The 15,969-nt window shown below is 55.8% G+C and carries 8 protein-coding genes; 2 read left to right on the top strand and 6 right to left on the bottom strand.

What is annotated here, in order from left to right; genetic code table 11:
- Positions 1 to 266: 266 nt before the first annotated feature.
- Positions 267 to 7,094 (bottom strand): hypothetical protein, encoded by a 6,828-nt coding sequence (locus QKE19_RS03370; RefSeq protein WP_180802884.1) that lies wholly within the window; start codon positions 7,092 to 7,094, stop codon positions 267 to 269.
- 769 nt (positions 7,095 to 7,863) lie between these two features.
- Complete coding sequence (gene mobF / locus QKE19_RS03365; RefSeq protein ID WP_347890366.1) at positions 7,864 to 11,508, bottom strand: MobF family relaxase; 3,645 nt, start codon at positions 11,506 to 11,508, stop codon at positions 7,864 to 7,866.
- A 353-nt stretch (positions 11,509 to 11,861) separates the two neighbouring features.
- Between mobF and QKE19_RS03360 the strand changes: the two genes are divergently transcribed.
- Both QKE19_RS03360 and QKE19_RS03355 read left to right on the top strand, forming a co-directional pair.
- Positions 11,862 to 12,266, top strand: coding sequence for a hypothetical protein (locus tag QKE19_RS03360; RefSeq protein ID WP_141764562.1), 405 nt, complete (start codon positions 11,862 to 11,864; stop codon positions 12,264 to 12,266).
- On the top strand, positions 12,238 to 12,756 hold the full coding sequence (locus QKE19_RS03355; protein WP_210401352.1) for a hypothetical protein: 519 nt from the start codon (positions 12,238 to 12,240) through the stop codon (positions 12,754 to 12,756). Before QKE19_RS03360 ends, QKE19_RS03355 begins: the two co-directional genes overlap by 29 nt.
- A gap of 982 nt (positions 12,757 to 13,738) precedes the next feature.
- Here QKE19_RS03355 and QKE19_RS03350 read toward each other — a convergent pair.
- From QKE19_RS03350 to QKE19_RS03335, 4 genes are all read right to left on the bottom strand, one after another.
- A complete protein-coding gene (locus QKE19_RS03350; RefSeq protein WP_141764563.1) occupies positions 13,739 to 14,260 on the bottom strand; it encodes a hypothetical protein in 522 nt (173 codons plus the stop codon).
- A gap of 15 nt (positions 14,261 to 14,275) precedes the next feature.
- Complete coding sequence (locus tag QKE19_RS03345; protein ID WP_256381054.1) at positions 14,276 to 14,464, bottom strand: recombinase family protein; 189 nt, start codon at positions 14,462 to 14,464, stop codon at positions 14,276 to 14,278.
- A 204-nt stretch (positions 14,465 to 14,668) separates the two neighbouring features.
- Positions 14,669 to 15,337, bottom strand: a complete 669-nt coding sequence (locus QKE19_RS03340; RefSeq protein WP_141764564.1) for an Abi family protein — start codon at positions 15,335 to 15,337, stop codon at positions 14,669 to 14,671.
- Positions 15,338 to 15,612: 275 nt separating this feature from the next.
- Positions 15,613 to 15,924, bottom strand: coding sequence for a hypothetical protein (locus QKE19_RS03335; RefSeq protein ID WP_141764565.1), 312 nt, complete (start codon positions 15,922 to 15,924; stop codon positions 15,613 to 15,615).
- Between the last annotated feature and the right edge of the window lie 45 nt (positions 15,925 to 15,969).

Genomic DNA, 15,969 nt, shown 5'->3' with positions numbered 1-15,969 from the left:
GTCGCGGGCGCGGAAGAGTCTGTCGAGGCAATCGACGATGACGTCGCGGAGGCATAGCGTCGTCACACCAGTTCTGGTCAAATGGGAAAGCCCCGCCGAACACCACTCCGACGGGGCCAAACACCACTCACGTGCACCCTCGGGGGGGGGAGGGGCACGCGGTGACCGCGAAAGATAACGGTCACCTGTACGGTGCCCGGAGTCTTGTTGGGGGATGCTCCGAACACAGCAGTTATTTTAAATCAGAAAGTAGCAGCTGTCCACACTTAGAACTCCGCCTCATTATCGTCAACCGATTGTTCAACAATGGTAGGTGGCTCGGCATGGTCGATGACTCGCGGTGTGTGATGCTCGCGTAGCACATCGGCAATGGCGGCACGGGCACTTTCTAAAAACCGGTGGCGGTCATGACCGGCTGCGGTCGTGCCCTCAACTGGGCTGGAGATAGCAATACCTCGCGATGCGACTTCCTCACGCATACGGGGGCTAATCCCGCGCGGGTATTCGGCAGCGAGGTTGGTGAGGGTGTCGTCATCGAGAATGGAATAGTCCAAATCATCGTCGGCAAAGTCGAGTGCTCCCGGGTTGGCTTGTCGAATGCGATGTTCGTATTCGGTATCACTGATCAGGTCATTGGCGCGTAGCGCCTCTGCTTCGCGGGTTTTCGCAGCATGAACAACAGCGTGACGGTCGTCGGTGGCGCAGACTGCCTTTGCGTAGCCTTCGGTCGGGGAGAGTTCCAATGTCCACATCGGCTCGCGGCCACGCACGCGTAGGCGCTCCGCACGTTCGGCGCGTTGACGCTTGGCTTGTTCTGATGCGTTTTCCTTGTTGAGTTCTTCTCGGAGGTCATCGCGGCGGGTGACAGCATCGGCAAGCGCTGCATCATGGGCAAAAGCCGTAGCTGCAGGAGCCTCTTTCAGCCTGCTGAGTTCACTTTCAGCGAAGTCCAGATCGTTGGTGAGCTGATGGGCGACACGTTGGATATCACCGACTCGATTTTCGGCGCGTGTGAGAATTCCGTAGGCGCGAGTGGAAACTCTATCGTCTGTAGTGTGAGAGACAGCATCAGCGATTTCGTCAACGCTGAGGCGAAAACGCACTGATTCTTCCGCACCAGCCAGGCCAACCTCGACTTCGCCATAGTCATAGCGTGCCGTCAGCGGAACGTCACCGATGGTGAGCAGCGGTTGTCTGTTGGTCGAACGGGTATGCGCAATGTGGGCTAACCCGTTGCTAAGTGCTCGGGCAGCCTCGGCACGGTCATGCATGACTTCTCCAGCGGGAAGCGCCCACGTTTTCGCGTCTGAATCGTCGAGTTGGCTCCACTTGTCTGCGGCTTCCAGGTGAGGGGCGAGCTGGCCAAGCTGCTGGGAGGTGCGACGGATAGTGAAGGTGGCGGCATCGACAGCATGGCGGTGAGACGCTTGCGAAGATTCCCACTCCTGCTTGAGGGATTCGAGTCGCTCGACTTCTCGGTCGTAGTTGAGCAGGTCAACATAGCGCGGATCACCGGTAGCGATGGCTTTGTTGTGCGCGGCGGCTTGAGCAGCTGAATCGTCGAGTGCGTCCATTTGCCGCAATCCACGATCAGCAGCAGTGAACTGGTCGATGAAACGCTGCTTGCGGTACAGCGTTTGCCACATCACGGCATCGAACGTTCCGGCGGCAACGTAGTTGAAGATTTCAATCTTTTCGTTTTGGTTTCCCTGGCGCATGATTCGCCCCTCACGTTGGGTGAGGTCAGCGGGTTTCCACGGAATATCGACGTGGTGTAGGGCAACAGCCCGTCGCTGCAGGTTGGCACCAGTGCCCATCTTTGGAGTGGAGCCAATGACTACATCGAAGTCACCGTCGTTGCACTTTTGGAACAAGGTGGCCTTGTCCTTGTCCCATTCGTGGACGAAAGCGATACGGCTTCGATCCATGCCACGAGCGACAAGCTCGTCGCGGAGCGCGTCATAGATAGAGAAATTCGCACCACCCGGGGTGCCGGAGTCACAAAAGACAATCTGGACACCTCCCGGTTTGTCAGAGGTAGTGCCGTCGGCATTGAGGTAGATGCGGTCTTTCGTCTGATTCCACTGGTCAAGGATTTGTGTGCTCACAGCTTCGACACGCGATCCCGGCCCGTCAATGGTCAGTCCAACAAGGCGGCCGTCAAGTGTGACTTTGCGACCGTCAGAGGCAATTTTTAGTGCCATATCAATTTCCTGGCCAGTTACATCGGCACCGATTTTCGATGAGGTGCGACGACGGTCAGGGTCGGCGTCCCAGTCGTAATCACTGCGTACACCAAGGTCGGCGATAAAGTCCTTAACCTCTTGTTCCACATCAAACTCAATGACGCGGTTGGCGCTCCCACTGGCTAGTTCTGGCAGATCGGCGGTGATGTCGTCAGAGGTGACAACATCCATAAACAAACTCGATGCGGTCGCAAGCTCAGAGATATTCGCATAAGAAGCAGTGCGTACCTTTTGTCGCAGTCCTGAACCAGACGGTTTAACCTCGACATCTGCGACCTGATCAGTAAACGTTGCACCGAAAGCATTGATATCGTCGATTTCCAGCTTCTGACAAATATCTGGGCGCAGGTACTTGGCCATAACCCAGATTTCGGCCAGATTGTTAGCGATGGGAGTGCCTGTGGCAAAGGTGACCACAGGAGCATTTGCGCCGCTTTCGGCTTTGGACTTTCGCAGCCAATCGAGTTTCATATCCAGGTCAGAGGCCTTTTTTGAGCCTTGGTGATTCAAGTCAGACACTTGCGAGGAGCGCATGAGATTTTTGTACATGTGCGCCTCATCAACGATGAGGTAGTCGCATGGTGTCTGGTTGAGCGTCAGAGTCTGGTCAGTGGGAGAGTCCAGTAGCTTGTCGAGCTTGTTTTCAATTGCCTTGACGCTGCCTTCGACTTGCTTGACCGATGGGGTGCGTTCGCTGCCAGCGGTGGCTTTCGCCTGTTGCAGACTGTGACGAGCCTCAGCGAGTTGGCCTTGAAGGTATTCAACCTGAGTCTCATCATCGACGGGAATGCGCTCGAACACACTCTGCGGAACAATCACCAAATCCCAGTCGTCAGCACCTGTTTGTGCAATAAAGCGGGCGCGCTCAGTGGGATTGGAGACGCCAGCGGCAGAGAGCACATTGGCTGTGGGATACCACTGGATGGCTTCTCGGGTGACCTGATCAGCAAGATGGTTGGGCACGACCATCCATGGTTGTCGCGCCAACCCTAAGCGTTTGAGTTCTGCTGCTCCCATAAACATGGTGCCGGTTTTGCCGGCACCAACGACGTGATTGAGGAGGACCCCTGGTTCGTTGACAATGCGCTCGACCGCATTGCGCTGGTAACCGTAAGGAACAAACGTGTCTCCCAGCCCGGGCATTGCGCGCGCGGAGCCGTCGTAGGTGCGAGGAACGAAACCATTGAAGGCATCGTTGTAGGCCTTGGTGACATTACGGGCACGTTCGGGATCGTCCATGATCCACGAGGAAAAAGTCTGTTTGAGCAGTTCGGCTCGACGAGCCAGAAATGCTGTGGCCTGGCCATGACTGGAGTCTTTCCCGCCGTGTTGTTCAATCCAGCTTTTTGACCACGAGGCTTTGGGAGCTGACAAATTCAGCACCGCTTCCAAGGTTTTGTATGCCGGTATCGCTACACCATCATTGCGGGAGCACGCCACACCCTGGTTCGTGGCGTCTCGTGCCCGTCCAGTAGCTTGGAAATTATAGTTTGACCCGTCGCGGTTATTGGCGGCTACCAGCCCATATTCCATGTCGGCGGTGCCACCATATTCCCAGTAGTTCTTATCGACAGAGACCGTCCAGGAACCGTTATCGCGAGAGACTTTTAATCCAGCCCAATGATTGGTGTCAAAAACCTCATTGGCAAATTGCTCGTAGTAGTGCTCGGGCACCCAGGTCGCACCCGGGCGGATACTAAAACTGTCAATCTCTGGCGGCTGCACGTCCTGCAGGGCTGCGACATTAGTGCGAAATTTCGGGTCATTATTGGCCGCGAGTCGAGCTATGGTGAGTTTTTCAGCAACAAAGCCGGAAAGGTAGTCGCCGCGCTCGATGAGTTCATCTGGTGCTTGCGGATTGCGGAATGCCAGGCCGTCAGCCAGCAGCCCGGCCGTTGCTTCATCGACGGTGGAATCCGTCAGCTCTGCGATACGGTGTAGGTCGAAGTCACCTGTTTCCGCGCGGGTGATAGACACCGCGTCTGCCAATGAGTCTGCATGGTCAGGCGCGGTGACCGGGCGGGCTGGATTGCGGTCGAACAGCGGAGCCTTTTGCGCAGTTCCCGTCGCTTCGTCAAAACGCTCTAGTGCCAGGACATTTTGGATGCTGGCATCACCGCGCAGTCCGGCCAGATGCCTTTGAACTTTCCGGGGAGTCGGCTCAGCGGCCTGCTCACGCAGCAGTGTCTCGGTAGCTTCCGGAAGCGGATCGCCGGGTTCAAAACCATTAGCCGCTCGCCAGTCATCGGCGAGAGTAGCGTAGGCCTTTTTCTGCGCAGTGGCAGAAGGGACTCGCCCGGCCTGCATCTCAAAACGATTGATGGGGCCGTGGGCATCAACATAGGTGTCGTAGAGCTGGTGGAGGCGCTTTTGCGCAAGCTCGATACCTGTGCCGGATTGGTAGGCCTGGCGTAGGGCAGTTTCCGCGTCTCGGAGGTCGATGAGCTCTGCGGATTCCCTCTGTAAGTTCTTGGCAACGCGTATAGGTTCCCATGTGCCGGACTGGTGGGCGTATTGAGAAAACTCGTATGCGCCTGTTTCATCAATACGGTAGGTGATGCGCCCAGGAATAGGAGTTGGAGCTGCCGCGTCAGAGACAATTGATTGCAGCGCGGCGCTTTGCTGTGAGAATGCCTCAGAAGACAGGGGAGTGTAGCCCTGCTGGTTTTCCACAGCCTGCGCAATGTCGGCTCGCAGAATCGTCGATAGAGCTGGAGCGATCTCGTCCTCGGAGGCGTTGGCCCGCATGATGGTGTTGCCCCACTGGTTATGGCCGATGCTGGTCTCACCAATGATGTGGTCAGGGTGGGCAATAAAGTAATCATTGATACGCACCTGCGTATCCCCGATGGTCGTGGTGTTGGTCGATAGCCACTGTTGAGTCAGGTCACTGGGGTCGGTATCTGGCTCGCGTACGCGCATGACCAACACGTCGGAGATAACTGAAGTGCCGGCCACAGAACGAAACGTTTCTTCTGGCAGGCGTACCGCGCTGACAAGATCTGCGTGCTTGGCGATTTCTTCTCGAGCAGCCGATTGTGCCGCATCTGACGTGTGAGCGCTGGTAATCAGCGCAACATACCCGCCTGGGTGTACCAGCTGGGCAGATTTGGAAATGAAATAATTATGGACGCTTAAGCCATCGGGGTTGAACTGTCGGTCCGTCGGCTTGTCGCGATTGCTAAAGGGGACATTGCCAATGGCCGCGTCGAACGGACGAGTATCTGGGATAACCGCCGTAAAGTCACGGTTGAGAATGGTGGCGTCCGGGTAGAGCAGGGAGCTAATGCGAGACGCAATCGGGTCGAGTTCGACCCCGGTAACCTCGGCGGCATTCGGTGCCGCACCGATAAATCCACCTATGCCAGATCCTGGCTCCAGCACGTGGCCACGGTCAAATCCCGCTGTCTTCAGCGCATCCCACATAGCTGTTGTGACCCCAGGAGCGGTGTAAAAGGCCGTGGTCACCGAGGCTCTGAGCTGGTCAATGCTCACATTGTCAGGAAGGGCGGCCACCAGGGCGTCATATTCGCGTGCCCATTGATCATTATTGGACTGGAAAACCTGGTCAGCAGCACCCCAACCTGAATAGGTTGCCAGGGTTGTCTGCTCCTCGGCTGTCGGCCAGCGATTTTCCTCATCGAGTGTCGCTAGCAGTTTGATGGCTTCGATATTGGCGTGAGCACGTGCCTTCGCACCCTGAGGTGCCAGAGACTCAGCAGGTGGAGAAAAAGTCAGCGCGGTACCGGCTCGTGGTTGGTCAGCAGTGGAGGTGCTGGACGGCTCCTCGACGGTAGTGTCCGGCTCGACAGTTACCTCGGTGTGCGTGTCGTCCTCATCGGCGCGGACAGCGATTTCGGCATATGCGTCAGTGAGCAGTTCGTCGAGATAAGGCTGCACGTGGATAGGAGCGGACTCACGCAGGGTACTCAGACTTTCGTGACTCGCCTGTAGCTGGTTGTCGTCGAGGTCTGCCGGAAGTTCAGAGAGCAGTAACCGAGCTGGGTCATCATCGGCGGTTGTACTACGGATATGCCCCTCGGCCCAGGCCATAATTAGCTCGTCTCGGTCAAGATGCGCCAGCAGTGCATCGCGAACAAAAGGGCTAGTAGTGCGTCCCAAGCGCAGCTGCTCGCGGTAAAACTGTGGGTTCTCTGCCACCTGATCAGCAACAATTAGATCTGTGGCATCATGTGCCCAATCTCCCAAAGCCGACAGCGCTTCACGGGCAGGCGGAGTTAGATGCGTGGTGAAGTCGGCGATTTCCCAGCGTTCAGTAATCTGGCGAATGTTGTCGTCAGTAAGTTCGTCAAGGCCTACGCGCCCAAAGGCAGCGTCGGCAAGCAACAAATCCGTATCGTCAGGATCGCGTCCGTCGGTGTAGAACCGGCCACGACGGGCCAGCTCTAAATGCGCGCGTGAGACGTATTCCTCGGTGGCCGCTGGACTGTTGACCATGGCTGTCAGCTCATCGACGGATTGTTCAGAAAACACGCGACCAACGGTGGCCCAAAACGGGTTATCAGCCACCTCGTCGTTGGCATCACTAACCAAGCCCGACCGAGTGGCGAGCGCTTCAAGCTGGCTCCGCCACGTCTGCAGAGCATAGCCTTCCAGGGATTCTGGCTGGTCGATGAATCGCTCACGCTCGTCGAGGTCAGCAGCCAGTAGGCGGTACTGGTCGGCGGTAATAGTCGCAGGGCTGGTAGCAGGTTTGTCGCTCGGTGCTAGAGCAAATCGGCCGCCCGGGAGGAATTCTCCTCCTCGGCCAGATGCTTCGCGGTTATCGGTTCGGTTAGCTCCTCGTGGATAATCTGATTGGCGGCGAGCATCTGCTCCTGCTTCCACAGGTTTCGCATTGCTTCCTCGCTGACCGGATACTCGCTCGACCGATTCATCCACTGCTGAAAGTGGTGAATCTTGCGCTGCGTCACTAGCAAATCGACCTGTTCGTTCAGATTCTTCCAGCGGTCGTCGATTGTTGCCGGATCGGTGGGAAGCCCCAGTTCCTGGTGTGCTGCCAGAATTGTTGATTTCATCACTGCGTTGTCGGCTGCTGCTGTCCGGTTGAAAGGACGATGCGCCATCAACAGTGGATGAAGCATTGCCCACTGTCCGGGATACTTGGTCAGGGCCGGGGCTAGGAGCTGGGTTGCGAACTGGTGTTGGCGGAACTGAAAAATCAGGCGTTGACGGTTCCGCGCTACGTCGGCCTCTGTTTCCTCCGGCGCTCGATTGTCCTCCAGTTCCTTCGTGATTGCTGGTAGGAATCGTTCGCTGAGTTCGTCGGCCAGCTCCTCTAGAAACTGGTACACCTGCGGCGGTGTCGCTGGTTGATCCATCAGGAGAAGATACTGCTGAATCAGTCTCGTATCGAAGGTCTCCATGTCGTAGTCCGGCATCAGCCAGTGGTCGTCCGGCGGAGTCCAGTGGGTGGATTCGATCAGCGGCATTGTTCTTCTCCTTGTCGATATTGGCGAGTGAGTCGGTGTCAAAGAGTGACAACTGGTCGTTGCTAGGCACGTTCCTGCGAGCCATACTATCGCTCCTTCTTGAGGCTATAACAGTTATAGGTAATTTTCAACGGTTTTCTGAGGGTGCTCGATTTTTTTCGACGTTAAAGTTCGAAGTCGCTATCCTGTGAAGTCTCATACTCGATTTGCGGGATGGTGGATTGGTTGATGTGCTCATGGGCGGCGGCTCGACGGGCGGGTCCCTGTGCTGCTGCTTCCTGTGCGGCTGTGCGCACGCGGGCGCGGAACATTTCACGCAACTGCTCACGAGAGTGTTTAGAATCATTGTTTTCCTGCACGTTCCTTTCGGGCGTTTCTGTCACAGTGACGTTTTCGAGCTGTGTGGATAACTCGACGGCAAACGCGTGTAGCTGCATGTCGGTCGTCGGGGTCATCGGTGGGATATGCGTGTCCTTTAGCGGTGAACCAGGGGAGTGAAGCTGGTCAATCCGGGAAGCAATAACCGCGCCGAGATCACGCTCGGTAGCGTCGTACCGACACACCTGTGCGAGATGGTCGCGGAGATCGACACCGCGTAATGCGGCACGGCCTGCCGCGGTGCGAATGCGAGAGACTGCCTGCTGGTCAATGCGATTGGCGGCGTTGATGGGCAGTTCGTCAAGGAGACGCTCGGTGGCACTTGCTGCGTAGTCAGCAGCGAGCGCCTGCACTGCGGTGCGATACAACTGACGCTGGCGTTGTGGGTCGGAGTCTTGATTTGCAAGATTCTCGGCGATGTCTGTGGCCGCAACGTGGCCGTGGTCACGATGCACGGCGCGTGTCAGAACATCGAGAGCGGTCGGCGCATGAGCATCACCATCCATGTGGAGGTGCGCTTCTTCCTCGGCTTCATCAATGCTGGTATCTGTGATTGCCCAAACGTGGTTTTCTGCTCGTCCTCGGGTTAAGGCCACGTAAAGGCCGCGTCTATCAGTCGTCGAGTCCACCACTGCGTGAGTGGTATCGACCGTGACTCCTTGGGCGCGGTGGATCGTGGAGGCATACCCAAGCTGGCAATGCTGGCGTACATAGTCGGCATCGAGAACAATCCCGCGACCATTTTCGGTGTTAATTGCGGTGATTGAGCCGTCTTTCCCAATGCGGTCAATCTGCCATTTCTGGCCGTTGAGAATCTTGTGTTCGCTGCCGTCAGGCTGCCGCATGACCTGGTTGCGGCGGGTCAGAATAGTGTCACCAACATAGGCGGTGTGATGGTCTCCGAGTTGCGCTTGTGGCGGGGTTTTATGCAAAAGGCGAGCTAACCAACCGGCGGAGGCTTGCACCTTTCCACGGTCGATCAATTCGCGCTGAATGCGAGTGTTGGCATCATCGACCACCGCGTTGGTGGATGCGACGAGAAGCGTGGAGCGGCCACGGTCAAAATCTGCTAACCACGCATCCACGGCACCAGAGACCATGGCGGAGCGTGTACCGCCGCTAATCCAGCCACGACGGTCGTACTCATCGAGTCCAGACGCATCGCCTCGACGGATTTTCAGGCCAGCATGAGCCTGGGCGGTATCGTCACCCTGCCGCATCACCTGGTCAAGCTCGACGGCAGAAGTGCGCTTACATACGGTACGGAACAGGCCACCGGTTTCCACCGCATCAAGCTGGTAGGGGTCACCGACCATACGCACGACCGCGCCTGTTTCGTCCGCGATTTCGACAATGGCGGCCAAATCATCTGTGCTTGCCATGCCCGCTTCATCAACGAGCAGCATGTCGCCAGGTCGAATAGTTTTACCAATCGCACGCTGGATTGCATCCGCGTTTTTCGGACTTGAACCGATTTTCCCGCGCCAGCGGTAGGTCAGCGACGCCAAAGTATGGCCAGTTTCGTTGATGTCTTCGCCGAGAGTTTTGGCAGCGACCGCCGACGGGGCGAGCGCGAAAACCTGTTTACCTGAGTTTCTCCACGTGTCGGCGACAACGGCCATCGAGGCCGTCTTACCGGTGCCGGCGGGGCCAACACCGGCGACCGTTTGCATTCCGGCAGACAGCAGGTGCCGCGTCAGCGCTTCCTGCCCAGCATTCAGTGCAAAGCCTTTAGCTTGCTGGTGACGGGCCAGAGCACGGTCAATCTCGGCGTTGGTTACAACGTGAGCTGTTGGCTCGACAGCCGAGTCGAGGACCGTGTTTTCCGCCGCCAGTACGTCGGCGCTGGTGTAGACAACATGGTCGGCGCTGCGGTCAAATAGTTCACCATCTTCGGTAAGCAGTCGCCCGGGAATACGGTAGGACGGCTGTGGGGTCAGGCGTACAGCAGACGCTAAAGCTCTGTCCATGACGTGCGCGGTGGCGAGGGCGCGTGCGCGCTGGGAGGGGAAAATCCAGGCAGAAAGTTCCTGTTCCACAGCAGTGTGGAGGTGGTGGCGGCGGAACTCGGAACGCCTCGATACCGCAAGAGCAATCGACGATTCCGCTTGTTCGGTGACAAATTTGCGCCACTTCTCAGAGTCCACCGCCGGTGCAATCGTCCGGGTATCAGCTGCGTGAGAGACATTCTTTTCCACCGCGTCGGTAGCCGAGTTGCCGAAGAACTGTCGGGCTTCGGCCTGCCATGTTTGACGCAAAGACCGCAGTGATTGCGCTGAGTCCTTGCTCGGTCGAGTATCCAACACGGCTTGTTGCCAGAGCTTTCGGCTCGCGCGCAGGCCCGGTGTCCGCCCGTGTGCCTGCCGATAGGCTTCTCGGAGCTGCTCATATCGAGGACGCGCGCCAGCGCGTCGTTTGGAGAAATGAGCAATCATCTTGGGATCAATACCTGCGACTTCCCACACGGGTTGTTTGGCAGGATCGGTCTCATAGTTAGTAAACGCGAGGTCGAGTTCATCTCCTAGTCGCTGCATCATCAGTGCGTTGTAGTGGGTGGATGCGGCAACGGCAGACTTCATCAGCGAGCGTGAATCAACACTGCGCCATTTGCCGTCGGGGCCTTGGACTTTGTTTGAAACCAGGCAGTGCGTGTGAAGATCCGGGTCACCGCTGCGGGTGTCGTAATGGACAAACTGTGCGGCAATGAGGCCGCGCGTGCGCGTTAACGTCTTGACTCCATTGAATTCACAACGGGTGCGCAGTGCGTTGTTATCGAGCCAATCTAGGGAAGCAGAGACGCATTCACTGTGAACGGACTCAATGGTTTTGCGCGTCTCCTCGTTGCCGAGTGCCCACAGCACAGAGATAGACTTCGCTGGTGAAAACGTCAGGTCGAAGCCTGCAGTAGCTTGGCGAACGGAGTTTTTCTTCTCGTTGACCCAGGCCAGGATTTCCTTTGGCGTCGCATTCGAGTAGCCGGTTTCGTCGCTGTAGTGCCTGCGTGCGACATCGACCGCGATGGTGTTTCGTTCCTGCTCGGTGGGCCTGCGTCCAGCGTGGTAGCGGAACTGTTTCTCCATGGCCGATAGCTCTTTGAGTACCTGATGGCCGCCGGAGTAGAACGGGTAGGCGCGACCGAGTTGTACGTCAGCAATGGACGCGCCGTTGGCGATACGGGAATCGGCCTCGGGGTGAAGCCCCTCACCGTAGAGCGCGGCCATGTGCTCCTCGGTGACAGTCGTGCCAGAGGTAATGGCGGTGGAGTCGAGGCCGGTGAGTCCGCGCCCGTACCAGCGGCCCGGGGGAGTACCGGTGGCTTGGTAGTAGTCACCGAGTTTGGTTTTCGCCCCTGTGTCGATGTCGGCAGTGGCAACGTTGCGTAGGAGATAGGCGTACCCATCTCCTGCGTTGACCACTCGAATCGACATCATGAGCGTGACGCTAAGAAGAAAAACCGTAGAAGTTAAGACCTACTTTTGAGGTCTGAACGATGACGAACTAGAGCGATTTTTCACCCCTGCGCGTTCGCGCTGGTCAGCCCCTAAGAAGTTGCAGATGTACATCTGCCAGAGGTGTGTCGACCTTTAGGTCGTCTGTGACAAAGTCAACAGAGAACGAACAATGACGAAGTTTGTGAGTACGTAGACGTTGGTCGTGGCCTGGAAGCTGCTAGCCTGTGCGGTAGCAGATAGCGAATCAACTCTGATAGAGGATTAGTGAGTGTTAGCGCTTGTTGTGGGGGTAGCGTCTTAACTTTGTTTCTGCGCGGTGTTTTTCTTTGGTCATGGTGACTAAAGACAGAAAAGCACAAGCCCGCCGCCGTGCGCGCGAACTTCAAAAGGAAGAAGCTGACCGTCTAGCCCGTATGCAGTCAGCGCGAACCGATGCGTTTATCGCGCTAGAGGCGTTCGATGAAGCGCAAGAGTCATTTGGGTATGCGCTCGATAAGCTCCTGGATGAGGGAGAGAAGAAGGGCAAACTGGCGAACGACTTCACTGTTCCCATGCGCCAGATTAATGAGGCGCTTGCTCTCGTTGGTTCGTCGCACGCCCGGAAAGCTGAAAGCGAGAGGATATCGGCCAGCGATGATGAGGCAGACGACGATACCGAGGTAGCGGAGTCCGACTCCGAGAAGGTTGCAGACGAGGAGTCGGAAGCCAATGACTCGGCTGCCAGCCACGATTCCTAATCGTGTGGTCGAGGCGTTTTGGGGGAAAGTTGTAAAAAGTCCGTCCCCTGATGGGTGCTGGATTTTTACCGGAGCGATTTCGTCGCCCGATGGATATGGCCGAATCAATTTTCGCGTTGATGGTCGGCAGTATTCGGTGTCGGCGCATCGTTTCGCGCTGATGCTGTCTGGCACAGATATTTCAGATTCTGAGGTCGTAGCAGACCATCGTTGCAATGAACCGCTGTGCGTGCGTATTGACCCGCGCCATGTAATCGCGTCGACGCGGGAGGCAAATGCGCGATACGCTTCGCTGACCGGTCGAGCACGTGGCCAGCGACCAGGGCTGGACACTCAGAATCGGTCTCGGGTGCAGCGTTCGCGTGATGTTCGTGCGGCGTTGGCAGAGGGGTGGAATGAAGAGGCCTACGCTCTTGCTGCGCGTAGGCCGGTTAATCCCTTGGATCAGCCAAGTCTGTTTGAACCTGGTATAGCGGAAAAGCAGAAATAAAGCGCTTGAATGTGAGGTGCTGTTTAGACGACAAATTGGTTTGAAGTTTCACCTGGACGTTTAGGATCTTCGTTCTGGAAACCCTGGAATCTAAAGAGTGAAAAGGTCGAGATTGCGGCCGAATTTCCTAGCCAAGCAAAATTGGTCGTTGATCAGGTTACATACGGAAATTCAGCCATTTCTACTCTTGATTTTTACCACTCTGTAGTTACTGGGTGGCGTAACAAGCAGTCTGGAATCGAACTCGTCTTGATTAGCGATGGAAACTTGAGGTTCCCGTCCAGTTCACGGGCTCTGTGGTCAGCTACGCACTCCAAAACGCGAAGAGCCCCTTTATAGCCAATAGAAGTAACGCGATTGAGGGGACTTGGATTGTATTAGCTGCAGCCTTTTTATTGCATTTGGCTACCCCAAGACATGGTACTTAAAGTCTCTTTTTTGAAGATAACTTCTGAGTATTTTTGATTCATTGACAAGGTAAAAACTTGCGCTTAGCTTAAGTTCACGCCGGGAGAGCAGGTTATCGTGACGACTGTTATCGTCCTCTCCCGATACTCACAGGGAAGGATGTCCATGTTAAAGAAAACTCTATACGCAACATTGGTTGCAACAGCTTTAGGCGCATCAACGATGGTAGTTGATGCGCCATACGCTGCTGCGGCAACGATCAGCTGTAGCGGAAAGCAAAATAACCCTCACCGTTCATCGCATGTGCCTGGGACAGTAAATGCACAAGCGGTTGTTAACTGCACCGGACCAGTAACGTCGCTGTCGGGAAACGTGACATTGGTCAGGGACGATGGGGCTACAGCACGCTCTGGAGTGATAGTCAGGAATAACACGAAATCGTGGAGGGGAAACGCTGCCCTAAAGTGTGATGGTAAGACTCATTCATATACGGCGACTGTCGTTATGACATGGACCGGGCCTCCGTCGTGGAAGCCTCAGACGTTAAGAAAGCAGGACAGCGCTACTGCAACAGTCAAATGCTAGGAGAGCTGAAACTGCCGTCCATAAGGGAATCGTCATCGTAGTCGCTTTCCGCTGGGTATTCGCCATCAAGCAAGAAAAGTTTAATGTACGGATGCCCAGCTTCTGTCTTTTCGGGCGATCCGAGCAAGACTGCATAGACGCGCCCTTTAGATTCTTTTCTCGCCCATGAGACGATTTCGTCGAGCCTTAAAGAAGTATCCGCTTTGAGTGCAACTCGCATCCGCTGATCTTCCCCATCGGGGACTTTTTCGATTTCTCCCCAGAAAAATACGAAATACGAGGGCTGCAGCGTCTCGGGCTCAGTTGGGACTTGAAAATTGATTTTAGATGCTGGGTAGAAGTTCATACCGCCTAAACGTAGTTTGATTGCTCGGTCATGACAACTGGTTACGGCGAGATGCCTAGATGATTCTCCTCTCATTGCGGCGTTTTCTGCGAGCGCGATCCACGGTTGAAGTCCCAATCCCAGTGCATCCGCTATTTCTTCGCGTGTGTGACCGCTTTGAGTCATGAGTACTTACGGCATCTAGACCGCGTGGTGTGAGTGCAGGGGGCGTCCTAGACGCTTACCTTGACTCTTTGCCGCTTGCAGGCCAGCGACCGTCCTTTCGCTAATCAAATTCCGTTCGTACTCCGCCGCAGCGACCAGCTCACCTAGCGGGAGCCGACCTTTTGAAGTCGTGTAGTCGTGCGATGGAAGTGGCGCTGGCGGGATGATTCGGCATGTATTGCGAGGCGGGTATACGTTTTACTTTAGGCGGTTAGGGTACCTAAGTGGCCAGGTTTATCGCCGGGGGTAAACGCCTCTTTTCTGTTGCAGGTCGTTGGGATTTGTCGTTAAAAGCTGTGCCCGGCGATAGGCGACCGGCTTTCGCCGGTGTCTGAGGTTGAACTTTGAGTCCTGTCAAGAAGGAGCTTCTTAGAGATCGACCTCTCCGAAACTGATTGCGGCGTGCTGTCCGTCTATTGTTTTCCGCAATCCGGGGAAACAATCTTGTGCCAAATCGGGCAGGTCGGGGTGGATTGCCTCTAATACGTAATCCAGCTGGGTGAGGTGCTCCTGTTGATTCCTGTTAAAGATTGGTTCGTGATGCGCGATGCGATCTCGTAGTTTCTTTAGGTTGTAGGCGTTGTGGAAGAGCTGGCCGCGTCTGATATCGCTATCGAATTCGTTTTGGAGGTGGTTGCGCCAAAGCGACGGTGCATTCTCGTAGTGTAGAACGGTGGTCCAGACTCCAAACGATGACGCCGCAACTACGTTGTCAGCTGTCGGATTAGGGTCATTGCACTGCACTTTTGCATAGGCTTCTGCAGACTTAATCTTTTCTGCAAGTTTGTCGGATATTCCTAAATTGTCTTCTTCCCACCAATCATCACGACCCACAGAATCCGCGAGAGCATCATGGAGTTTATTACGCAACGCTACTTCTGTGTACGAGAGGGGACCCCACCACCGAGCTGCCAGGCTTAGGTTCCACATATAAAGGCGTGACGCTTCTAGCGTATTATTTGAGCATCTCAGGTAAGTCGAGAAACGGGGGGTGCCCATCTCGTAGGAAACATCGAGATCGAAAGGCAATTTAGTCATTCTGAAAGAATAGCAAACGCCCCCAGGCAGATACCGTGATGGTACGTCCCTGGGGGCTAACGAGTTTTATCGTACTCGTTGATTTAGATAAGTCAATTTTCGGGGGTAGTGATTCTCTCTTAGGGGCTTATGCTTTTATCAAGCCCGCGTTGGAATCCCTGAGGGGAAACTCTCGGGGTAGATTCTAAGCGTGGCGGACTGGTCGATTAACTAGTGTTGATAGGCGCGCATGATAATGCCCGAACGCCCGTTAACGGTCAAGCGGGCCAGGCTCTTTAGTTAATGCTCGTGAGGCAAATTCTTTCGACTGCATCTGTTACGGCGATTTCGAGCCAGTTTTCCGCTGCTGTGTCCACAGCGTTGTAGGCGTGGGTCTGGATAGCTAGAGCGTTGGCGATCCATGGTGCTGGCGTGTCGTCGATGTGAAGAAGTGCTTGTTCTGACCACTCTTCGAGCGCAAGCGCGACAATGTCCGGTTCGGTAATCAGGTCGTGGTCGTCGGCAAGTTCGTTGGCAACAAGTTCTGCGAGTCGGAAGAGTGTTCCGGTAGTAGCGAATCCGATTGGGATTGTGGCGTAGCGTGGCATTTTCTCTCCTTGCGTGATTGCGGTGACCATCTTTGGTGTGGTGCC

The sequence above is a fragment of the Corynebacterium sp. c8Ua_99 genome, assembly GCF_039907185.1.
Lineage (GTDB): Bacteria > Actinomycetota > Actinomycetes > Mycobacteriales > Mycobacteriaceae > Corynebacterium > Corynebacterium jeikeium_D.
This window is presented reverse-complemented; position numbering and strand designations above follow the sequence as displayed.